Below are 20,152 nucleotides of genomic sequence, written 5' to 3'. Positions count from 1 at the left end.
CTCCCTCGATCCCTTCGTCTTGGTAGCAAGACCGGAGCGAGAGTCGCAAGCGCGGCCGCCCGGCGCATGCCCCGCGCCGCGCAATGGCGGTCAGCGCCGTTCGATGCGGTCGATGAACCACTCCACGACGCGCCGCCAGACCTCCGTCTTGCCGGCGGCGTCCTCGACATTGTGGTCGAGATTGGGGTTGTCGTTGATTTCGATGATGAAGACGCCGTTGTCGTTCTGCTTCAGGTCGACGCCATAGAGCCCGCGACCGATCAGCCGGGCCGCCCGCGTCGCCGCGTCGATGACCTCCGGCGGCACCTCCTCGAGCGCAAAGGTCTTCGAGCTGCCCTCCTCCGCTCCGCCGTCCGCATTGTGCTTGACGATCTGCCAGTGTTTCTTGGCCATGCGATAATGGCAGGCGAACAGCGGCTGTCCGTCGAGCACGCCGATGCGCCAGTCGAAGCTCGTCGGCATGAACTCCTGCACCAGGATCAGGTTGGAGTCGGCCAGCATCTTGGTCAAGACCTCCTGCAGTTCCTCGCGGTCATCCACCTTTTTGACGCCGCGGCTGAAAGAGCCGTCCGGAATCTTCACCACCACCGGATAGCCGATCTCCTCCTCGATCTTGGCGATATCCTTGACGCTGTCGACGACCAGCGTATGCGGGACGGGCAGGCCGTTGGCCCGCAGCAGCTCGGTGAGATAGACCTTGTTGGTGCAGCGCATCATCGACACCGGGTCGTCGATCACCGGCATGCCTTCCTGCACCGCGCGGCGGGCGAAACGGTAGGTGTGATTGTCGATCGAGGTCGTCTCGCGGATGAACAGGGCGTCGAACTCGGCAAGCCGCGACAGATCCTTCTTGGTGATCGGCTCGAACTCGACCCCCATCTTGCTGGCGAACCGGGCCATGTATTTGAGGCTCTCAAGGTTCGTCGGCGGCAATTGTTCCTGCGGGTCGTGCAGCACCGCGATGGAATAGCGGGCCGGTACCCGCTCGCGCGGGTCGCGCCAATTGCCGCGGGTGTGCTGGGCAAGCGATTCGCGCATGAACTCGACCTCCTCGCCGCGAAGTTCGGTGCAGGGCACGGCCCGGATGCGGCGGATCCTGACCCACTCGCCCGGCTCAACCGAGACCTCGAGAATCGGCGTCCGGTACCAGTCGAAGATCAGCCGCGCGAACGGCGCCAGCGCCGGCTCGATCGCCCGCCCGAAGCAGATGAAAACGCGCCTCGGCTCCGCGCCCGCCTGCCAGCCCCTCTTGACCGCGGCGTTGAGCTCTTCCTCCAGGTCGGGCAGCGATTGGGCGTAGAGTTCCCGGCGCGACAGCTCCAGCATGGTCTCGACCGTGGGCACGATCCTGTGCCGGCGCGCCTCGGCGAGCAGCGAGCAATAGTAGCCCGACCCCTGATAGGCGTAGGAGCGCGACAGATTGACGATTTTCGGGCGGGTTCCCTGAAACAGGTTGGGCCGGGTCAGATAATCCCGCGTGGTCATGACCTTGTGCGGGGTTTCGTAGTTTGGGAAATCCTTCTCCTGATCGACGAGAATGAGCCATCCCATCATCGCTTGCGCCTTCCTTTGACGCCGGCCGCCGCCGCGTCGTCGAGGGCCTTTTCGAGCCGCAGGGCGTCACCGCCGTCGTTGTAATAGCTCTGGTAGCGCCCGAAGACGCGGTAGCCGAGCTTCTCGTAGAGCTTCAATGCGCGCGTATTACCGACCTGCACCTCGAGCCGCATCGCCGTGGCACCGCGTTTGGCGGCGGCCCGTTCGCAGGCGCTCATCAGCGCCGCGGCGATGCCGCGGCCCTGCGCGCCCGGGTCGACGGCGATCGAATAAAGCCGCGCCGGCGCCGCGCCGCGCCGCAGCAGCACCAGCGCGTATCCGCTGAGCGCGCCGCCATCCGTCGCGACCAGCAGAATCGCGGTGCGTCCGGAGAGGAAGCGGCGGTAGCTGCGCCGCGACAGCCGGTCGGTCGCAAACACGGCATTTTCGAGTGCCAGCAAACCATCGAGGTCGCCCGCACGGGCGGGGCGAATCTCAAGCCGCACCTCGGTGCTCGGCGACGACGGCGGCCCTTCGGGTTCTATCTTGGCGACCGCGACAGCGGTCTCGATTCTCATGCGCACGATGGGGCGCTCATAGTGCCGCGCCGGGGAAAGTGCAACCGCCGGCGGCGCGGCAAGGGGCGGTGCGCGTAAGATTTCGGTGAGGATTCGCAATTTTGCAAGAGGCTTTCATATTCCACCCCTCACGCCGCGCGGATTCGCTCGAACACCAGGAAGCTGGTCTCGTGGCTGTCATTGTCGCCGCGCGGGCATTTTTCGCGGGAAACATCGTGCCATTCTTGCATGTCGAGAGCCGGAAAGGTGGTATCGCCTTCAATTGTCGCGTGCACGATCGTCATATCAATGCGGTCGGCAATGGGCAGGGCGGCGCGATAGACCCTGCCGCCGCCGATGATCGCGATTTCGTTGCCGCCGCGTGCCGCCGCGAAGTGTTCGCCGAGCGTCAGCGCCTTCTCGAAGCTCCGGGCAACGAGGACGCCCTCGGGCGCGAAATCGCTCTGCCGGGAAATGACGATATTGTCGCGGCCTTCGAGCGGCTTGCCGATCGACTGAAAGGTCTTGCGGCCCATGATGACCGGTTTGCCCCAGGTCAGCCGGCGGAACCGCTTCATGTCCGTCGGCAGCCGCCAGGGCAGCTGGCCGCCGGCGCCGATGACGCCGTTTTCGGACATCGCCACGACGAGGATGATGCGTCGCTTCATGACGCCCCCTGCGGCGGCGGCAGGTCGATCTCGGTCAGGGGCGCGCCTTCGTTGCACACCCAGTGCGACGGCACAAGTCGCCTTCCCCGCTGGCGGGCCTCTTCGAGCGACTGTTCGGCAAAGGCCTTGCGCTCGAGGCACACCGCCTCGCTCTCATGGGCGCGCGGCGCCCAGCCGCCCGTCTCGACCTCCTCGCCCGGCACCCATTGGCCGTTCAGCCAGACAAACACCGAAAGCCACCATACCGTCTTCATGACGCCCTCGACGCCTCGACCGAATTCCGCTTCGTTTGACTTGGAATTCGGTCTTATCCATTTGCTTGGGCATGTTCTTTTCGCAAAACCGGTTCCCACTTTTGCGGAACATGCTCTACACGGCCACCTCTGCCTTGATATGCGGATGGGGATTATAGAGTTCCAGCGTAAAGTCCTCATATTTAAAGCTAAAGATGGAGGCGACGTTCGGATTGAGGCGCATGCGCGGCAGGGCGCGGGGTGCGCGAGAAAGCTGTTCGCGGGCCTGGTCGAGATGGTTGAGATAAAGATGCGCGTCGCCGAAGGTGTGGACGAATTCGCCGGGTTCGAGCCCGGAGACCTGCGCCACCATCAGGGTCAGCAGCGCATAGGAGGCGATGTTGAAGGGCACGCCGAGAAACAGGTCGGCTGAGCGCTGATAGAGCTGGCAGGAAAGCTTCCCCTCCGCGACATAGAACTGAAACAGGCAGTGGCAGGGCGGCAGCGCCATCTTCGGCACGTCGGCCGGGTTCCAGGCGGTGACCATGAGCCGCCGCGAATTCGGGTTTGCCCTGATCTCGGCCATGACGTTTGCGATCTGGTCGATGGTCCGCCCGCCCGCCGCCGGCCAGGAGCGCCACTGATGGCCGTAGACGGGGCCGAGATCGCCCTTTTCGTCGGCCCATTCGTCCCAGATTCTCACCCCGTGCTCATTGAGATATTTGACGTTGGTATCGCCGGCGAGAAACCACAGAAGCTCGTATATGATTGATTTGACGTGCAGTTTCTTGGTGGTGACGAGCGGGAAACCGGCGCCGAGATCGAACCGCGTCTGGTGGCCGAACACGCTCAGCGTGCCGGTCCCGGTGCGGTCCTCCTTGCGCACGCCCTCGTCGAGCACGCGGGCCAAAAGGTCGAGATATGGGCGCATTCGGCAAATGTGGCCCGATTCCGGGGGCAAGGTCCAGCGACCCGAATCAGCACCATCTCAGCGATCGACTTCGACTTCGCCGCCCGACTTCAGCCAACCGGCGATGCCGCCGGCCAGGTGCCGCAGGCCCGAAAAGCCGGCACTCCGCATCGTGTCGAGCGCCATCGCCGAGCGTTCGCCATAGGCGCAGTAGAGAACGACCTGCCCCGGATGGTCCCTGGCGATCCGTTCAAGCGCGCCGCCTGGCCGCAACTGCTCGGCGATGGCGCCGTATGGAACGTGCACCGATGACGGTATCCATCCGTCGCGCTCGCGTTCGCGCTTTTCCCTGAGGTCGATGAGGACGAGCTTTTTCTCCCCTTGTTCCTGGAGAAGATCCGCGGCTTCGACCGATTCCCCGGGCCGGACGAACCGTTCGAGGGACTTGCCGAGGGCGCGGTTCGCCGGCACCGCCACATCCATGAGCTTGGGGTTGGCGAGTTTCAGATTGTTCATGATCTCGGCATACTCCTCCGCCGAGCCGACCTGCAGGCGCGGATTGTGCACCTGCTCGTAGCCGATGGTCGAGACCGTATTGCCGTTATAGTCGTGGGCGGGAAACACCAGGCTCTCCGCGGGCAGTTTCAGAAGTTTGTTGAACAAGGAGTCGTACGCCGCGTAAGGGTCCCCGTTTTGAAAGTCGGTTCGCCCGGTGCCGCCGATGAGCAGCGCATCGCCGGTGAACACCCGGTCGTCCATCAGGAAGCTGTAGGAATCGTCCGTGTGCCCCGGCGTGAACAGGGTCCGCAGCTCGACCCCGTCCACGTCGATGGTCTCGTCCTCCTTGACCCTGATGGAGACGACGTCGGCGCCGCTCCTCTCGCCCATGACGGTGACGCATCTGGTGATGTCGCGCAGCGCGCCGAGACCGGTGATGTGGTCGGCGTGAATGTGGGTGTCGATCGCCTTGACCAGCTTCAGGTCAAGTCGCCGGCACAGCGAGACATAGCTGTCCACATGCTCGAAGACCGGATCGACGATGAGCGCCTCGCCGCCGGAGCGCCGGGCCAGCAGATAGGTGAATGTGGACGATGTCTGATCGAACAGCTGCTGGAAGATCATCTGTCTATGCCATCGGCTGTCTGGAACCGTTTCAACATACCACGGATGACGGACATGCCGCCTCTATTCCGGCCCGGCATATTTGCCGGCGGTATCGGGATACATGGCCTTGATGACCTTGAAGCGCGAGATGTCGGTGGTCGCGTCCATGTGCAGGAAGATCGAAGCGTCGCGGAACAGCTTCTCGATGCCGACGCCGAGCATGGCGCCCGCGCCGCCATGCAACTCCATGGCGTGCTGGCAGACCTTCAGAACCTCTTCCGACGCGAACACCTTGACCATGTTGCACAAGATGTCGGCCTGCGGATCGCCGCGATCGACGGCGGCGGCCGCCCGGCGCAGCAGCGCCCTCACCGCCTCGAGCCTGATCGCCATGTCGGCGAGGCGCTGGGCGACCGCCTGATGCTTGATCAGGATGCGGCCGCCCTGGACATAGTCCTGCACGTATCTTTCGGTCGCCTCGAAGGCGGCGACGCCGACGCCGAGATTCTTCGACGCCTGCATGATCTTGCCGGGCCGGAAATAGATCCCCGCCTTGCCCAGCGCGTCGCCCTCGACCAGGAGATGGTCCTCGGGCACCGCACAGTCGTCGAACGTGATCTCGCCATTGTTCATAAAGCGGCAGCCGATGGTCTCGTTGCAGCGGACGATGTCCAAGCCTTCGGTTTCGCGCGGCACCAGGAAGCTCGACGTGCCCTGCAGCATGCCGACCTTCGGGTCGGTGTTGGCATAGACCACGTAGAGGCCGGCGTCATAACCGTTGCTGATGTAATGCTTGCGCCCATTGATGACCCACTTGTCGCCGCGCTTCACGGCCCGGGTGTGCATCGCCGCCTCCGGCACGTTGTAGGGCAGCCAGCGGTCAGACGCGCCGCGCGGCTCCGACAGGCAATGCGCCATCAGGAAGGACGGCGTCTCGACGAGCTTTGTGAACCAGCGCTCCTGCAAATGCCGCGGCGCCAGGTTGCGCAACAGCACCGACACCTTCCAGTTCTGCACCAGCTTGTCGGCAAGCCCTGAATCGCCGCGCGCGATCTCCTCGGCGATGATCGAGAAGGTCCGCACCTCGCTGTCGCGGTCGAGCTCGACGCCGCCGAATTCCTCCGGCACACCGAGAGTGCAGATGCCGATCTCGCTTGCTTTTTCGAGGATCCGCGACGGCAGCCGGTCTTCCGGCTCCATCTGCCATTCGCGCTGCCAATGGTCGCGGATGAAGGGAATGACCTCGGCATCGACGAAGGCCCGGCAGGTTTCGCGCATCAAGACCTGTTCTTCGGTCAAACCGTGCGTTGAGTCCATGTCGCAGCCCTCCCCGCTGATCGTTTCATCGGAACCTAGAGCATTCGCCGAACGGGCGATGTTTTTCAACAGATTCCGGGCCGATACGAATTTCCCGGTTGCGAATTTCCCTCTATAAGGCGGGCCCATGACCCTCGAACGGCCCGATTCCCCGAAATTCGACCTGTCCCAATTGCTGAGCGGCTTCGGCGGCATCTATCTCGTCAATGCCGTCATCGCCTTCATCTTCGCGGCCTCCGCGCCCATCGCCATCATCCTGACCGCGGGCGAGAAGGGCGGGCTTGCGGAAGCCGACCTCGCCTCCTGGATCTTCGGCAGTTTTTTCATCAACGGCCTGATTTCCATCGCCTTCTGCCTCTATTACCGGCAGCCCCTGGTGTTCTTCTGGACCATTCCGGGCACGGTCCTGGTCGGCCAGGGGCTGGAACATCTGAGCTTTGCCGAAACCATCGGCGCCTATTACGCGACCGGCCTTCTTATGCTGGTCCTCGGCCTCACCGGCTGGATGCGCAAATGCATGAGCCTGCTGCCGATGCCGATCGTGATGGCGATGGTGGCCGGCGTCTTTCTCCAGTTCGGCCTCAATCTGATCTTCGCCATCCGCGACGGCTTCCTCATCGCCGCGCCGATGACCGCGGCGTTCTTGCTTCTGTGGGCGGTCCCCAGGTTCGGCCGCGTCCTGCCGCCGCTGATCGGCGCGCTGATCGTCGGCATCGCCGCGATCTTCCTGTTCGGCACCTTCGATCTGGGAAGCGCCGCGGCGTTCAGCTTCGCCAGGCCCAACCTCTATGTGCCGGAATTTTCGTGGAACGCCATGGTCGAGCTGGTGATCCCGCTGGCGATCACGGTGCTGGCGGCCCAGAACGCGCAAGGCTACGCGGTGCTCGAGGCGGCAGGCCACAAGCCGCCGGTCAACGCGGTGACCGCGGCCTGCGGGCTCGGCTCGATGATCGCGGCTCTCGTCGGCACGGTCTCGACTTGCCTCACCGGCCCGGTCAACGCCATCATCTCGAGCGCGGGCGAGAAGGACAGGCACTATGCGGCCGGCGTCCTCGTCGCGCTGTTCGCCTTGGTGTTCGGCCTGTTCTCGCCGGTCTTCACCCGTTTCATGCTGGCAACGCCCGCGGCCTTCATCGCCGCGCTCGCCGGCCTGGCGCTCGTCCGCATCCTCGAGCGCGCCTTCGTCACCTCCTTCTCGGGCTCCTTCACCCTCGGCGCCGTCGTCACCTTCCTGGTCACGGTGGCCGACGTGCCGATTCTCTCCATTGGCGCTCCGTTCTGGGGCCTCGTCGTCGGCTTTGCCGTCTCCTGGGCGCTGGAACGGGACGATTTCCGCAACCTCACGGCTGAGCGGGCGTAGAGCGTCCCCCGCGCAGCGCGACATAGATCGCCGGGATGACGAGAACGGTGAGCGCGGTCGAAGACGCAAGCCCGAACAGAAGCGAGATCGCGAGCCCCTGGAAGATCGGATCGGCGAGAATGACCGCGGCGCCGATCATGGCGGCAAGCGCGGTCAGCAGGATCGGCTTGAAGCGGACGGCGCCGGCTTCCAGCAGCACCTCGATCAGCGGCCGATCCTCGTCCTGTGCGTGGCGGATGAAGTCGGCGAGCAGGATCGAATTCCTGACGATGATGCCGGCAAGCGCGATGAAGCCGATCATCGAGGTCGCCGTGAACGGCGCGTCGAACAGCCAGTGGCCGATCATGATGCCGATGAAGGTGAGCGGGATCGGCGTCAGAATGACGAGCGGCAGACGGAACGAGCCGAACTGGGCGACGACGAGGATATAAATCCCCAAAAGCGCGACCATGAACGCCGCGCCCATGTCGCGGAAAGTCACCCAGGTCACCTCCCATTCGCCGTCCCACAGCAGCACCGGCTCGGATTCGTCCTCCGGCTGGCCGTGCAGCTTTATTACAGGCTTCGGCAGATTGCCCCAGCCGATTTCACCGAGCGCTCTCGAAACGGCGATCATGCCGTAGACCGGCGCCTCGAATTCGCCGGCAAGCTCGGCCGTCACCATCTCGGCGGCGCGGCTGTTATGGCGGAAGATCGGATAGGAGGCGGGCTCGCGGGCGACGCTGACCACGTCGCCCAACTCGACGATGCCGCGGTCGCCCGGCAGCGCGTTCGCCGGCACCGGCGTCGCCAGCGCCCGCTCGTCGACGACCCGCTCGCCCTTGGGCAGGGCGACGCGGATCGGGAGCGGCTGGCGGCCGCCGCCGCGGTGGGAATAGCCGACGGTGCGGCCGCCGAAATAGGCGTCGATGGTGTCGTAGACGTCGGCCTGCTCGACCTTGTGGAACTCCAGATTGTCCTGGTCGATGGCGACCCGAACCCGCTCGGGGCGGACGCCGTAGGAATTGTCGATGTCGACGATGAACGGCACCGAGGCGAAGGCTTCCTGCACCTTGGCGGCGACGGCGCGGCGGGTCTCGGCGTCCGGCCCGTAGATTTCGGCGAGCAGCGTCGAGAGGACCGGCGGGCCGGGCGGCGGCTCGACCACCTTGATCGCCGTGCCGGCGGGCGCGTTAAGGCCGGCGAGGCGCTCGCGCAGGTCGAGCGCGATCTCGTGGCTGGGGCGGTCGCGCTCGCCCTTGGGCTTAAGATTGACGACCACGTCGCCCATCTGCGGCTCGCTTCTCAGGTAATAGTGGCGCACCAGGCCGTTGAAATTGAACGGCGCGGCGGTCCCCGCATAGGTCTGGAAGGAGATCGTCTCCTCGATCTCGGCGGCGCGCTCGGCCGCCTGGCGCAGCACCCGGTCGGTTTCCTCGACCGAGGCGCCTTCCGGCAGGTCGACGACGACCTGCAGCTCGGTCTTGTTGTCGAACGGCAACAGCTTGACGGTGACGTGCCTGGTATAGAGCAGCGTCAGCGAGCCGAGCGTGGCCAGGCCGACCAGGATCAGGAACGTCCAGGCACGGGCGCGGGAGAGCAGGATCGGCCGGGCGACGACCCGGTAGAAACGGCCGAGCGGCCCGACCGTCTCGTGGGCTTCACCCTCCCCGTCGCCGGCCGGCTTCCTGCCGAACTTCATCATCAGCCACGGCGTCAGCATGACGGCGACGAAGAACGAGAAGATCATGGCCGCTGAAGCGTTAGCCGGGATCGGGCTCATATAGGGCCCCATCAGGCCGGAGACGAACAGCATCGGCAACAGCGCCGCGACCACGGTGAGGGTTGCGACGATGGTCGGGTTGCCGACCTCGGCGACGGCATCGATCGCGGCTTTCGCGCGCGGCCGTCCGTCACGCATCGCCCAGTGGCGGGCGATGTTGTCGATGACGACGATGGCGTCGTCGACCAGGATGCCGATGGAGAAGATCAGCGCGAACAGGCTGACGCGGTTCAGCGTATAGCCCATGGTCGAGGCGGCGAAGAGGGTCAAGAGGATCGTCGTCGGAATGACGATGGCGACGACCAGCGCCTCGCGAAAGCCGATGGCGAAGGCGACCAGGAAGACGATGGAGATGGTCGCAAGGCCGAGATGGAACAGGAGCTCGTTCGCCTTCTCGTTGGCCGACTCGCCATAGTCGCGGGATACGCTCAGGGCCACGTCATCGTGGAAGAACTGGCCGCGCACCTCCTCCAGCCGGTGGATGATCTTTTCGGCGATGACCACCGCGTTGGTGCCCGCCCGCTTGGCGATGGCGACCGAGACGGCGGGCGTCCGCGTAAGCCCCTCGTCGGTCTTGCGCATGTCGGTGACGATGGTCTCGTTCGGCGCCGTGCCGAAGACGATGCGCGCCACGTCGCGCACATAGACCGGGCGGCCGTCGCGGGCGGTCAGCAGCAGGTTGCCGATCTCGGTGTCGGTGCGCAGGGTCTGGCCGGCGACGAGGCCGACCTGGGCGCCCTCCTCGCGCACCTGGCCGGCGCGGAACGATTTGTTGGCGCCGCCGATCTTGGCGGCAAGCTGCTGCAGGGTGATGCCGAACAGCGCCAGCCGCTCCGGGTCCGGCTCGACGCGGATTTCCTCCGGCTGATCGCCGACGATATAGGTCAGGCCGACATCGTCGAGCTTGGCGATCTCGACCACCAGCTCGCGCGCCAGCCGGGTCAGGTCGTTGGCGGTCCAGCGCGACGCCACCTCCGGTTTCGGAGCCAGCGTCACCGAGACGATGGCGACATCGTCGATGCCGCGCCCGACGATCAGCGGCTCGGGAATACCGAAGGGGATGCGGTCGTAATTGGCGCGAATCTTCTCGTGTACCCGCAGGATGGCGGTGTCGGCGCTGGTGCCGACCAGAAAACGTGCGGTGACGACCGTGCCGTCGTCCTGGGTCTGGGAATAGACATGCTCGACGCCGTCGATGCTCTTGACGATGGTCTCCAGCGGCTCGGTGACGAGCTTGACCGCGTCTTCCGCCTTGAGGCCGTCGGCGCGGACATGGATGTCGACCATGGGCACGGAGATCTGCGGCTCCTCCTCGCGCGGCAGGGTGACGAGCGCCACCAGGCCGAGCGAGAAGGCGGCGAGCAGGAACAGCGGCGTCAACGGCGAAGCGATGAAGGCCCGCGTCAGCCAGCCGGCGATGCCGAGCTTCATGGCAGGACGACCCTGTCTCCGGCCTTTAGGCCGGTCAGGACCTCGGTGCGGGGTCCTGCATCCGTCGCGAAGGTCTCGCCGGGAATGACGGCGACCTCGACCGGCGCCTCGCCGACGACGATCCTGACGTAGTCGAGACCGTGGCGGGTGACGATCGCTTCGGGCGGCACGGCGATGATCTGCCGCGTTCCGATGGGGATCGACACCAACGTGCGTTCGCCTACGAAAAAGTCGCCGAGCCCCTCGACTTCCACATCGGCCAGCACCCGCCCGTCCACGATCTCCGGATAGACCTTGGCGATCCGGCCCTTGAGGCTCGCCGCCGCGGTCTCGTCGGGGACGAGGCCGCGCTGGCCGACGATCACCTCGTCGCCCTCGGCGACGCCGCCGGCATGGCGTTCGGGCAGCGAAAGGCGCAGAAAATAGCCACCGCCGGCGATACTGGCGACGGTCTCGCCGGGCAGGATGACCGAGCCTTGACTGACTGGGACGCGCAGGATCCTGCCGCTTGCCGGGGCCGCGACCGCGCCTTCCGCCGACTGTTGGACGATGACCGACCGCTCGGCCCTAACGGCGTTCAGATCGCTGCCGAGCACGTCGGTCTGGGTTTGCAGCTCGTCGAGCCGGCTCTCGGGGATGGTGCCGCGGGAAAACAGCTCCTGGGCCCGCGACAGGTTCGTCCTGGCGTTCTCGAGCTGGGCCGAGACCGCCTTTATGCGTGCGTCTAGCGCGTCGAGTTGAAGCGCGAGCTTCGCGTCGACGACGGTGGCGATGACGTCGCCGGCCTTGACCTCGTCGCCCTCCTCCACGGCGATTTCGACGATGCTGCCGCCGATGCGCGCCCGCGCCGGCAGGATGTCGCGGCTCTTCACCTGGCCGAACACCGACTTCATGACCGCAACCGTGACCGGCGCGACCTTGAACTCGGCGGCGTGAGCGGCAACGGCGCTCAGCAGCAGGAAACAGGCAGACAGGATGGCGGCCAGCGGTTTCGGCACGGGAAGTCCCCCCGGTTTAATACATTCGAAAATGGCGCGGCCTCACGGCCGCGCGGACCTCACTCGAAGGCGACGCCGGGGCGGAAGCCCAGCTTCTTGAACACGATCGCCGCCGGGCAGAAACCGGTGAACGAGGCCTGGAGCATGTTGAGCCCGGCAAAGGCCGTCAGCAGGAACCAATAGGGCGATACCCACCAGCCCAACGCCAGCGACACCAGAACGACGCAGCCGGCAAACGCCATTACGGCACGATCAACGCTCATTGAATGTCTCCTTTCGATGACATTTCGGGGCAATAGATGTCCTTCAGCGCCAGCAGGAGCTGTCGGGTCTGCCCGTCCTTGATGGAATAGTAAAGCGTCTGGCTCTGACGCCGGAACGTGACCAGACCTTCCTCGCGCAACCGCGCGAGATGCTGCGACAAGGCGGACTGGCTCAGCGAAACGGCCCCGCCGAGGGCGGAGACCGCCATTTCGCCTTCCGCCGCGAGCCGGCACAGCATGAGAATGCGCTTCTCGTTGGCCACCAGCTTGAGGATCCTCGCGACGCGGCCCGCCTTGTCCTCGAGCGAGGTCATCAATCCGTCACCGGCCAGAGTGTTCATTTCATTCAGTCTCGCTTTAACATTAGATATTGCTAATATAGTTCACGCTAATGTAGTGTCAAGCGCCTTCGCGCCGCCGCCGCGGCAGCGCGCTAGGTGCGCACGATCATGCCGTCGGCGAGCGACCGGCGGTAGGCCCGGAAGGCCGGCACCGCGCCAACGATGAAGCCCGCCAGGACCACGAGGCCGATGACGGCCATGTTCCACGCCGTCGGCCAGGTGATGGGAAGGTAGAGGCCGAAACGCGCATCGACGATCGGCTGCGCGACGGCGAGCGACAGATAGACGAGAGCAAGCCCGAGCAGAGTGCCGAGCGCCGTCAGAATGGTCGCCTCGAGTGCGAACAGGCCGAAGACCTGCAACGGCCGCGCGCCAACCGAGCGCAGGATCGCCATCTCGCGGCGGCGCTCGTTGAGGGTCGAGAGCAGCATCGTCGCCATGCCGAGGAGCCCGGTGATCACCACCAGGACCGAGATCGCCGAAAGCGCCTGCTCCGCCGTTCCCACCAGCCCCCAAAGCTCCTGCAGCGCCACCCCGGGAAGGATGGCGAGCAGCGGTTCTGAGCGATATTCGTTGATCCGCCGCTGCATGGAGAAGGTGGCGAGCCTGGATTTCAGCCCGACCAGGAAGGCGGTGATCACCGTCGGCCGCAGGTCCATGGTCCGCACCTCTTCGGCGCCGATACCGAGGCCTGGAACCGGCGCGCCGCCGCGCCAGTCGACATGCATCGCCTCGATGCCCTCGAGGCTCACATGCACGGTCCGGTCGACGGGGGTTCCCGTCTTGGCGAGGACGCCCGCGACCCGGAACGGCTTGTCCTTGTGGCTGGCGAAGCCTTCGCTCCCCAATCCGTGCTGAACGACGATCGGGTCGCCAAGCCTGTAGCCGAGCGTTTCGGCGACCGTGGCCCCAAGGACGGCATCGAACACGTCGTCGAGGGGGCCACCGGCGGCAAAGCTCAGCTGCCTTTGGCGGGAAAAGCGGAAATGCTCGAAATAATCGCGGGTTGTGCCCAGCACCCGAAAGCCGCGATGGGAATCGCCGAGCGACAGGGGGATCGTCCAGGCGACCTGCGGGTTTTCGGCGATGTCGCGATAGCTTTCCCAGGAGATGTTGTTGGTGGCGTTGCCGATGCGGAACACCGAATAGAGCAGAAGCTGGATGGCGCCCGAGCGCGCGCCGACGATGAGGTCGGTGCCGGAGATCGTGTTGGCGAAGCTCGACTTCGCCTCGGTGCGGATCTTCTCGACGCCGATGAGGAGCGTCACGCTGACGGCGATGGTGAAGACGGTGAGCGACGCGGTGACCCGGCGGTTCAGAAGGCTCTTGAAGGCAAGCGACAGAATGGGCATGGCGGTTCTCACTCCCCGCTGCCAGCGCGGTTGATGTCGGCGAGCGCCAGCGTCCGGTCGAAGGCGCCGGCAAGGCTCGAATCGTGGCTGACGAAGACGAGCGTCGATCCGGCCGCGCCGATCTCGCCGAACAGGAGGTCGAGGAACGAGCCGCGCACGTCCGCGTCGAGCGACGAGGTCGGCTCATCGGCGATCACCAGCTCCGGTGCGCCGATCAGGCAGCGCGCCGCGGCGACCCGCTGCTGCTGGCCGGTGCTGAGCTCGGCCACCTGCCGCGAGGCGTTGGCGTCGGCGTCCAGCGCCATCGCCGCAAGCAGCCGCCTTGCCTCCTCTTCGAGGCTTGCCGCCCGTTCCAGGGCGCGCTTGCGGCGGGACGACGAGAACCGGCACGGCAGCACCACATTGTCGATCAGGGAGAGATAGGGGACCAGATTGAACATCTGGAAGATGATGCCGATATGGTCGGCGCGGAAGGCGTCCCGGCGGGCGCCGTCGAGCGCCGCCATATCGGTGTCCTTGATCTTAACGCCGCCCTGTTCGGGCACGGCGACCCCGCCCAACAGGTTGAGAAGCGTGGTTTTTCCGCTGCCGCTCGGCCCCTTGATGAAGAGCTTTTCGCCTTTCGCCACGCTCAGGCTTGGAATGTCGAGGATCAACGGGTCCTGCCGGCGCCAGCGGAACCGGACCTCGGACATGTGAACCATCGCATCGCCCATCGGGCCACCACTACTGAGCCGGCCTTTGCCCCAAGGGTCAGAGGTTCAGCCGCGCCGCGGCCGGCGTCAGCTCCTGCCCGCCCTGCCCGCGCGCGGCGATGAATTGGACCTCGAGCTCCCGCGCGGCGGGAAACTGCCGGAAAAACCCGACATCGACATGGGTCAGCGCGCCCGGTTCGGCGCAGAAAAACCGGTATCGGGCATGAAATTCCGCGTGTTCTTCGTGCGCTTCGCCTTCGCCCTCATGCCGTTCGTCGCCCATCAACTCCGATTCCACCTCGGCCTCCTCCAGCCGGCATTGGGCTTCTCTAGGAAAAACAAACAGTTGCGCGCCCGCCTTCAGGCGCGTTACAGCGTTTTCGACCGCCTCCCGGTCGGCCTGCGTCTCGGCCCCGTGCTCGAAGCCGACAATGTCGGCGCCGGGCGAAATCAGCTCGATTTCCACCATGTTCCCCTCCACCGCCAGGTTGAGCAGGCCGACGCCGTGGACGTGCGGCCCATGCTCCCGCTCCGCGGCCGCGGCGCCGGCGGAAAAAACCGCCAGAATTGCCGCGCAAGTCCACGACAGGACCCGCCGCCCGGCCGGCTCGATCCTGCTCCGCCCTTGCTCGTCGTTTCCCATCTTCCGACCTCCCCGACACCGGCAAGCCCGCGCAAGCGCCCTGCGCCCGTGATGTAACAATATAACATACCCTCAGCGGCGCCGGGAGAAAAGCCGCGACGGCCGCAAATTCAACCGCGGCGAGAAATTCTGCGGCGTTACGGCTGGCGGATCCAGGCTTTTCGGCTCTCCGGCGCGCGGTCCGCGTCGACCCTGGAGCAGCGTTACGGTTCGTAGATTTCGACCTTCAGGCCGTCGATCGTATAGCCCGCGTCGACCTTGGATTGGCCGTCGAAATAGTTCAGCAGGGTATTCGTCTTCTCGACCTTCATCCGTCCGGTGATCCAGATCGGCTCGTAGAGGTCGCCGCTGATGGTGCTGTCGTGCAGGCGCACGAACACCATCTGGTTCGGCGGCGGCGGCGGCACGTGAATGCAGGCGCCGACATAGGGGACGAGGAAGAACTCGCTCACCTCCGTGCCGGAGAATTCGAGCGGCAGCACATAGCCCGGCATGCGCACGAGCTGACCGTCGAGAGCCCCGACGACCGCCTCGCCGCGCTCGGCGACTTCCTTCTCGAGCTTGATGTATTCGCCGATCAAGGCGTCCACATCGAGCCCCTGCTTCGTCAGCTTGTCGATGCGTTCCTGCGCGATTTTCAACAGCGCGCTGTCGTCGTCTATAAGCCCCTGCATCTTCTCTATCTTGATGCCGATAATGGCGTGCAGGTCGAGCTTCTGGTCCCTGGTCAGGTGCTTGAACGGGTCGTGCAAAGGCGGAGCAGGAGGGACCAGGATTTCCCATGTGAGTTCGTGCGCCGTTTCGGCCGCCGCCAACGACGGCGCCATAAGGGCCATCGAGACAAAGGCGATTGCAATCAAACGGATCATTTCGGGAATTCCGCTCCAGCTTCCGGGATCTGATCGAGCAGCGGAAGAATGTAGGGAAAATCCGCCTGCCCGGCCAATCAAATCTTCGCGCCCCGGACGCGTTCCGGAAGCCTGCCTCCCGACATGAGCCGGCAGGCTCGCTCTACCCCCCTGCCAGCCAGGTCATATAAACGAGCCCGGCCGCGTTCATCGCCATGTGGCCGGCAAGCGTTGGCCGCAGCGAGCCGGTCTTGAGCCGCATGGCGCCGAGCAGGAGGCCGGTCGGCAGCAGCGCCGCCGCCTTGACCCACCCCTGGGAGACGTGCAGCAGCGCCCAAAGCACGGCCGTCGTCCACACCGCCGCCTGGGCCGAACCGGTGCGGCGATGGATGCCTGAGAACAGCCAGCCGCGAAAGGCGATCTCCTCGGCGATGGGAGCGGCGATCACGAGCCCGAGCGGATAGGCCCACATGCGCCAGTCGGCGGGATCGAAGCCGGTCTCCGCCGGAATCGGAATGCCGGCGAGCCGGTAGGCGACGACGAAGGCGGCGAGCGTCACGATCGGCACGACGATGATGCCGCCGACGATCGCCCATGGCGCAACCCGCCGCAGCGGCGCCGCCGCGGCCCGCCCGCCGGCGAGCGAGCGCCGGGCTATGGCCAGAATCAGCGCCACCATGGCCACCGCGTTGAAGATGAAGATGCCGCCGACGACGGCGAAATGATAGGCGGCCGCCGGCCCCTCGGCGGCCTCGGGCGACAGCAGGAGCTCGGTCAGCGACAGGCCCGAGGGAACAAGGCCAAACGATTGCAGGGCCCAGAACCCGGCGCTGACCACGGCGCCGCCGATCGCCGCCGACAGGCCATAGATCAGGGCGGCCGCGACGATCAACGCCAGGACCGGCCAGCCGGCGGCACCCCTCCCATCGCCCTCCGCCGGGGGGCTTTGCTGCGTCTTGGCTGCCTCGGCCGTGCCCTGCGTTTGGCTCATCCTCCGCACCCCGTTATGCGATCCGCGATACCTCCGCCCATGCGAATCGCGATCAATCCTATCTTTTTTTATTCATAATCCGCGCCTATATTGGGTCTGTCGGCTACGGCCGGCTATGGCGATAAACGGTCATCGCAATAAGCCCATCGGACCCGGGGGCGGTACCCGGCGCCTCCACCACATGGGCCCTGAGAAACGCAGGCCGCGACCGGCGGTCAGGGGCCATCTGATGGGGGCGAAATAGGATCGACGAGGGTCTAAAGGATGCGCTTTCGCCCGGCATGGTTCCGCCGTTATCGGGCCGAAACTATAGTTGCCAACGACAACTATGCTCCGGTTGCTCTGGCTGCTTAATGCAGCTCTAGCACCGAAATCGAAGTCCTAGCCGTTAGCACGGTCTAGGCGGGGTTCGGAGGGCACCTGGCAACAGAAGCCCTCCACTTTATGTCCGCCCCTGGGGGCGGGTGTCGAGGCCGCCACGGAACCTGACGGGTAAGGGGATGGCTGAGGACCTGTTCCGTTACGATTTGCGAGCCCAGAAGGCATTGCGCGGGGTCGTGCGCGAGGTGCTCGGCGAGGTCGCCGAGACCGGCCTTCCCGGCGAGCATCATTTCTACGTCACCATCAACACCGCGGCTCCCGGCGTCGAGCTCTCCGAGCGGCTGAAGGCGCGCCACCCCAGCGAAATGACCATCGTCCTGCAGCACCAGTTCTGGAACCTGAAGGCCGGCAAAGCCGCGTTCGAGGTCTCGCTGTCCTTCAACGACACGCCGGAACATCTGACCGTCCCTTACGCGGCGATCAAGGGCTTCTTCGACCCGAGCGTCCAGTTCGGCCTGCAATTCGAGCCGCTGGAGCCGGCGGCGCCCGCCGCCACGGCGGGAAAGACCGGCGGCGAGCGCCCGGCAAGCGCGGCTCCGGCCGTTCCCGCCCCGCCCGCCGACAGCGCCGAGAAGGTCAGGCCGCGGCCCAAGACGCAACCCAAGACCGAGGTCGCCCACGAGAGCGCCGAGGTCGTGCAGCTCGACGCCTTCCGCAAGAAGAGCTGAGGGCACGGAGCGGTTCCCGGCGGCAATTTCACGCGCCCGCCGGGCCTACCCTCGTGTGGCGTCGCCCCCTGCCCCATGCTAGAGCGTCATTTGGTCACGTGAACCATTTGACCGCCGATTGCTCCAGGAGGCCGCAGGAAAAGCGCGAAGGACGGCGATGCATGCGTCTCCTCTCCCCTGCGGGGAGAGGGACAGGGTGAGGCGGACATGCGTAACTTATTGAAACTCCTAACTCCCCCTCGCCCGGTCCGCCGACGCGAACCGACCTCTCCCCGGCGGGGAGAGGTGGTTCCGGCGCCGTAATCGCCGTCTTTGAGCTGCCTGCCGGAGACACCTTGATCTCGACCCCTATCAGCAGGGAGGATGCCTGCCATGACCAAGACCCGCACCGAGACCGATTCCTTCGGGCCCCTCCAGGTTCCCGCCGACCGCTATTGGGGCGCCCAGACGCAGCGCTCCCTAAGCAATTTCAAGATCGGCGGCGAGCGGCTTCCCGCCCCGGTGTTCCGCGCGCTCGGCATCGTCAAGCAGGCCGCGGCCCTCACCAACATGGAGCTCGGCATCCTCGACGCGCGCCTCGGAAAGGCGATCGCGGCTGCCGCCGAGGAGGTGATCTTGGGCAAGCTCGACGACCACTTCCCGCTTGTCGTCTGGCAGACCGGGTCCGGCACCCAGTCGAACATGAACGCCAACGAGGTCATCGCCAACCGCGCCATCGAGATGCTTGGCGGCAAGCTCGGCAGTAAGGATCCGGTGCATCCCAACGACCACGTCAACCGGTCGCAATCCTCGAATGACACCTTCCCCACCGCCATGCACGTCGCCGCCGCGGAGGAGCTGCGCCACCGGCTGGTCCCGGCCTTGAAGCACCTCCACAAAGCGCTCGACGGCAAGGCCAAGGCCTGGAACCGGATCATCAAGATCGGCCGCACCCATCTGCAGGACGCAACGCCGCTTACCCTCGGCCAGGAGTTCTCCGGCTATGCCCGCCAAGTGGCGCTCGCCATCGACCGCCTCGACGCCTGCCTGCCGCGGCTCTATGCGCTGGCCCAGGGCGGGACCGCAGTCGGCACTGGCCTCAACAGCCCGAAACCCTTCGCCAAGAAGTTCGCAAGTCACGTCAAGAAAATAACCAAACTTCCTTTCGTGACAGCGGAAAACAAATTCGAGGCCTTGGCCACACACGACACGATGGTGGAGCTGTCGGGGGCGCTCAACACCATCGCAGCGGGTCTGTTCAAGATCGCCAACGACATCCGCCTGTTGGGCTCCGGCCCGCGCTCCGGCCTCGGCGAGCTGGCGCTGCCGGAGAACGAGCCCGGCTCCTCGATCATGCCGGGCAAGGTCAACCCGACCCAGTGCGAGGCCATGACCATGGTCTGCTGCCAGGTGATGGGCAACCACACCACGGTGACGGTCGCCGGCAGCCAGGGCCATTTCGAGCTCAACGTGTTCAAGCCGGTCATCGTCTTCAACGTGCTGCAGTCGATCCGGCTGCTGGCCGACGCCGCCGTCAGCTTCACCGACAATTGCGTCAGGGGCCTGAAGGCGAACGAGGCGCGGATCGCCGAGCTGATGGCCCGTTCGCTGATGCTGGTCACGGCGCTGGCGCCGAAAATCGGCTATGACCGGGCGACCGAGATCGCCAAGGCGGCGCACAAGAACCGCACCACGCTCAAGCAGGAGGCATTGCGGCTGGGCTATGTGACGGAAGCCGAGTACGACGCCACCGTACGTCCGGAAAAGATGATCGCGCCGCGATAATGCATTGAAATAACAGTGAAAAAACACTCCGTCACCCTCAACGGCCACCGTACCAGCGTTTCGTTGGAGAAAGAGTTCTGGCGCGCGCTTAAGGAGATTGCCGCCGCGCGCGGCATGTCCGTCAATCGATTGATTGCCGAGATCGACCGCGATCGCGGCGCCGGAAATCTGTCCTCGGCCATCCGCCGCCACATTCTGCAGTCCCTGCGCCATCCAGGGGCAAAGCCGGGTAACAAGCCCTGACGCTGCTTGAATTCAGGCCAGCGCAATGGATCATTCCTCCTCCCCCACAAGGGGGGAGAATCGTTTTTGGGTAGCTGCACTTCCGCCGTC

General features: G+C 65.4%; 20 protein-coding genes and 1 other RNA gene. 5 read left to right on the top strand and 16 right to left on the bottom strand.

The genetic code is table 11. From position 1 onward, the window contains the following. Positions 1 to 90 precede the first annotated feature (90 nt). The 7 genes from Q8P46_13030 to Q8P46_13000 form a co-directional block, all read right to left on the bottom strand. Complete coding sequence (locus tag Q8P46_13030; protein MDP2621072.1) at positions 91 to 1,554, bottom strand: RimK family protein; 1,464 nt, start codon at positions 1,552 to 1,554, stop codon at positions 91 to 93. After that, on the bottom strand, positions 1,551 to 2,111 hold the full coding sequence (locus Q8P46_13025; GenBank protein MDP2621071.1) for a GNAT family N-acetyltransferase: 561 nt from the start codon (positions 2,109 to 2,111) through the stop codon (positions 1,551 to 1,553). The genes Q8P46_13030 and Q8P46_13025 overlap by 4 nt, the downstream gene beginning before the upstream one ends. Before the next feature lie 128 nt (positions 2,112 to 2,239). After that, entirely contained in the window at positions 2,240 to 2,758 is a 519-nt protein-coding gene (locus Q8P46_13020; protein MDP2621070.1) for a dihydrofolate reductase, read from the bottom strand. Then, positions 2,755 to 3,012, bottom strand: coding sequence for a hypothetical protein (locus Q8P46_13015; protein MDP2621069.1), 258 nt, complete (start codon positions 3,010 to 3,012; stop codon positions 2,755 to 2,757). The genes Q8P46_13020 and Q8P46_13015 overlap by 4 nt, the downstream gene beginning before the upstream one ends. A 115-nt stretch (positions 3,013 to 3,127) precedes the next feature. Further along, positions 3,128 to 3,922, bottom strand: coding sequence for a thymidylate synthase (locus Q8P46_13010; GenBank protein ID MDP2621068.1), 795 nt, complete (start codon positions 3,920 to 3,922; stop codon positions 3,128 to 3,130). Positions 3,923 to 3,979: 57 nt separating this feature from the next. Next, positions 3,980 to 5,023 (bottom strand): MBL fold metallo-hydrolase, encoded by a 1,044-nt coding sequence (locus tag Q8P46_13005; protein MDP2621067.1) that lies wholly within the window; start codon positions 5,021 to 5,023, stop codon positions 3,980 to 3,982. A 63-nt stretch (positions 5,024 to 5,086) separates the two neighbouring features. Then, complete coding sequence (locus Q8P46_13000) at positions 5,087 to 6,322, bottom strand: acyl-CoA dehydrogenase family protein (GenBank protein ID MDP2621066.1); 1,236 nt, start codon at positions 6,320 to 6,322, stop codon at positions 5,087 to 5,089. A 127-nt stretch (positions 6,323 to 6,449) separates the two neighbouring features. Here Q8P46_13000 and Q8P46_12995 point away from each other — a divergent pair, with 127 nt between their 5' ends. Then, entirely contained in the window at positions 6,450 to 7,682 is a 1,233-nt protein-coding gene (locus Q8P46_12995; protein MDP2621065.1) for a benzoate/H(+) symporter BenE family transporter, read from the top strand. Here the strand turns inward: Q8P46_12995 and Q8P46_12990 are convergent. The 9 genes from Q8P46_12990 to Q8P46_12950 form a co-directional block, all read right to left on the bottom strand. Then, positions 7,663 to 10,875 carry an efflux RND transporter permease subunit gene (locus Q8P46_12990; protein MDP2621064.1) on the bottom strand — a complete coding sequence of 1,071 codons (3,213 nt, stop codon included), beginning with the start codon at positions 10,873 to 10,875 and terminating at the stop codon, positions 7,663 to 7,665. The genes Q8P46_12995 and Q8P46_12990 overlap by 20 nt on opposite strands. Then, a complete protein-coding gene (locus Q8P46_12985; protein ID MDP2621063.1) occupies positions 10,872 to 11,873 on the bottom strand; it encodes an efflux RND transporter periplasmic adaptor subunit in 1,002 nt (333 codons plus the stop codon). The genes Q8P46_12990 and Q8P46_12985 overlap by 4 nt, the downstream gene beginning before the upstream one ends. Positions 11,874 to 11,932: 59 nt before the next feature. After that, complete coding sequence (locus tag Q8P46_12980) at positions 11,933 to 12,136, bottom strand: DUF2892 domain-containing protein (GenBank protein MDP2621062.1); 204 nt, start codon at positions 12,134 to 12,136, stop codon at positions 11,933 to 11,935. Then, positions 12,133 to 12,477, bottom strand: coding sequence for a metalloregulator ArsR/SmtB family transcription factor (locus Q8P46_12975; protein ID MDP2621061.1), 345 nt, complete (start codon positions 12,475 to 12,477; stop codon positions 12,133 to 12,135). The genes Q8P46_12980 and Q8P46_12975 overlap by 4 nt, the downstream gene beginning before the upstream one ends. Before the next feature lie 92 nt (positions 12,478 to 12,569). Beyond that, a complete protein-coding gene (locus Q8P46_12970) occupies positions 12,570 to 13,829 on the bottom strand; it encodes an ABC transporter permease (protein ID MDP2621060.1) in 1,260 nt (419 codons plus the stop codon). An 8-nt stretch (positions 13,830 to 13,837) separates the two neighbouring features. Then, the gene (locus Q8P46_12965) at positions 13,838 to 14,524 is read right to left on the bottom strand and encodes an ABC transporter ATP-binding protein (GenBank protein ID MDP2621059.1); all 687 of its coding nucleotides are present in this window, start codon (positions 14,522 to 14,524) and stop codon (positions 13,838 to 13,840) included. 58 nt (positions 14,525 to 14,582) lie between these two features. Beyond that, positions 14,583 to 15,167, bottom strand: a complete 585-nt coding sequence (locus Q8P46_12960) for a DUF2796 domain-containing protein (GenBank protein MDP2621058.1) — start codon at positions 15,165 to 15,167, stop codon at positions 14,583 to 14,585. Between the two features lie 203 nt (positions 15,168 to 15,370). After that, entirely contained in the window at positions 15,371 to 16,036 is a 666-nt protein-coding gene (locus Q8P46_12955) for a DUF3299 domain-containing protein (GenBank protein MDP2621057.1), read from the bottom strand. 142 nt (positions 16,037 to 16,178) lie between these two features. Further along, a complete protein-coding gene (locus Q8P46_12950) occupies positions 16,179 to 17,006 on the bottom strand; it encodes a type II CAAX endopeptidase family protein (GenBank protein ID MDP2621056.1) in 828 nt (275 codons plus the stop codon). A 59-nt stretch (positions 17,007 to 17,065) separates the two neighbouring features. Between Q8P46_12950 and ssrA the strand changes: the two genes are divergently transcribed. The 4 genes from ssrA (at position 17,066) to Q8P46_12930 (ending at position 20,062) form a co-directional block, all read left to right on the top strand. Beyond that, positions 17,066 to 17,448: a transfer-messenger RNA gene (ssrA, locus tag Q8P46_12945) on the top strand. Between the two features lie 58 nt (positions 17,449 to 17,506). Then, complete coding sequence (locus Q8P46_12940; protein MDP2621055.1) at positions 17,507 to 18,055, top strand: ClpXP protease specificity-enhancing factor SspB; 549 nt, start codon at positions 17,507 to 17,509, stop codon at positions 18,053 to 18,055. A gap of 372 nt (positions 18,056 to 18,427) precedes the next feature. Further along, the gene (fumC, locus tag Q8P46_12935; GenBank protein ID MDP2621054.1) at positions 18,428 to 19,819 is read left to right on the top strand and encodes a class II fumarate hydratase; all 1,392 of its coding nucleotides are present in this window, start codon (positions 18,428 to 18,430) and stop codon (positions 19,817 to 19,819) included. Positions 19,820 to 19,834: 15 nt separating this feature from the next. After that, the gene (locus Q8P46_12930) at positions 19,835 to 20,062 is read left to right on the top strand and encodes a ribbon-helix-helix domain-containing protein (GenBank protein MDP2621053.1); all 228 of its coding nucleotides are present in this window, start codon (positions 19,835 to 19,837) and stop codon (positions 20,060 to 20,062) included. The last annotated feature ends 90 nt before the right edge of the window (positions 20,063 to 20,152 follow it).

Source organism: Hyphomicrobiales bacterium, assembly GCA_030688605.1.
In the GTDB taxonomy this organism is placed as follows: domain Bacteria; phylum Pseudomonadota; class Alphaproteobacteria; order Rhizobiales; family NORP267; genus JAUYJB01.
Note: the sequence above shows the minus strand (reverse complement) of the source record. Positions and strands in the feature narration are given on the sequence as shown.

Excerpts from the sequence above, each read along its gene's own strand:
- Q8P46_12990 (MDP2621064.1), bottom strand. The coding sequence starts at position 10,875 with ATGAAGCTCGGCATCGCCGGCTGGCTGACGCGGGCCTTCATCGCTTCG.
- Q8P46_12965 (MDP2621059.1), bottom strand. The coding sequence starts at position 14,524 with ATGTCCGAGGTCCGGTTCCGCTGGCGCCGGCAGGACCCGTTGATCCTC.
- Q8P46_13015 (MDP2621069.1), bottom strand. The coding sequence starts at position 3,012 with ATGAAGACGGTATGGTGGCTTTCGGTGTTTGTCTGGCTGAACGGCCAA.
- Q8P46_13020 (MDP2621070.1), bottom strand. The coding sequence starts at position 2,758 with ATGAAGCGACGCATCATCCTCGTCGTGGCGATGTCCGAAAACGGCGTC.
- fumC (MDP2621054.1), top strand. The coding sequence starts at position 18,428 with ATGACCAAGACCCGCACCGAGACCGATTCCTTCGGGCCCCTCCAGGTT.
- Q8P46_12955 (MDP2621057.1), bottom strand. The coding sequence starts at position 16,036 with ATGATCCGTTTGATTGCAATCGCCTTTGTCTCGATGGCCCTTATGGCG.
- Q8P46_13025 (MDP2621071.1), bottom strand. The coding sequence starts at position 2,111 with ATGAGAATCGAGACCGCTGTCGCGGTCGCCAAGATAGAACCCGAAGGG.
- Q8P46_12980 (MDP2621062.1), bottom strand. The coding sequence starts at position 12,136 with ATGAGCGTTGATCGTGCCGTAATGGCGTTTGCCGGCTGCGTCGTTCTG.
- Q8P46_12995 (MDP2621065.1), top strand. The coding sequence starts at position 6,450 with ATGACCCTCGAACGGCCCGATTCCCCGAAATTCGACCTGTCCCAATTG.
- Q8P46_13005 (MDP2621067.1), bottom strand. The coding sequence starts at position 5,023 with ATGATCTTCCAGCAGCTGTTCGATCAGACATCGTCCACATTCACCTAT.
- Q8P46_12960 (MDP2621058.1), bottom strand. The coding sequence starts at position 15,167 with ATGGGAAACGACGAGCAAGGGCGGAGCAGGATCGAGCCGGCCGGGCGG.
- Q8P46_12950 (MDP2621056.1), bottom strand. The coding sequence starts at position 17,006 with ATGAGCCAAACGCAGGGCACGGCCGAGGCAGCCAAGACGCAGCAAAGC.
- Q8P46_12970 (MDP2621060.1), bottom strand. The coding sequence starts at position 13,829 with ATGCCCATTCTGTCGCTTGCCTTCAAGAGCCTTCTGAACCGCCGGGTC.
- Q8P46_13000 (MDP2621066.1), bottom strand. The coding sequence starts at position 6,322 with ATGGACTCAACGCACGGTTTGACCGAAGAACAGGTCTTGATGCGCGAA.
- Q8P46_12975 (MDP2621061.1), bottom strand. The coding sequence starts at position 12,477 with ATGAACACTCTGGCCGGTGACGGATTGATGACCTCGCTCGAGGACAAG.
- Q8P46_12940 (MDP2621055.1), top strand. The coding sequence starts at position 17,507 with ATGGCTGAGGACCTGTTCCGTTACGATTTGCGAGCCCAGAAGGCATTG.
- Q8P46_13010 (MDP2621068.1), bottom strand. The coding sequence starts at position 3,922 with ATGCGCCCATATCTCGACCTTTTGGCCCGCGTGCTCGACGAGGGCGTG.
- Q8P46_13030 (MDP2621072.1), bottom strand. The coding sequence starts at position 1,554 with ATGATGGGATGGCTCATTCTCGTCGATCAGGAGAAGGATTTCCCAAAC.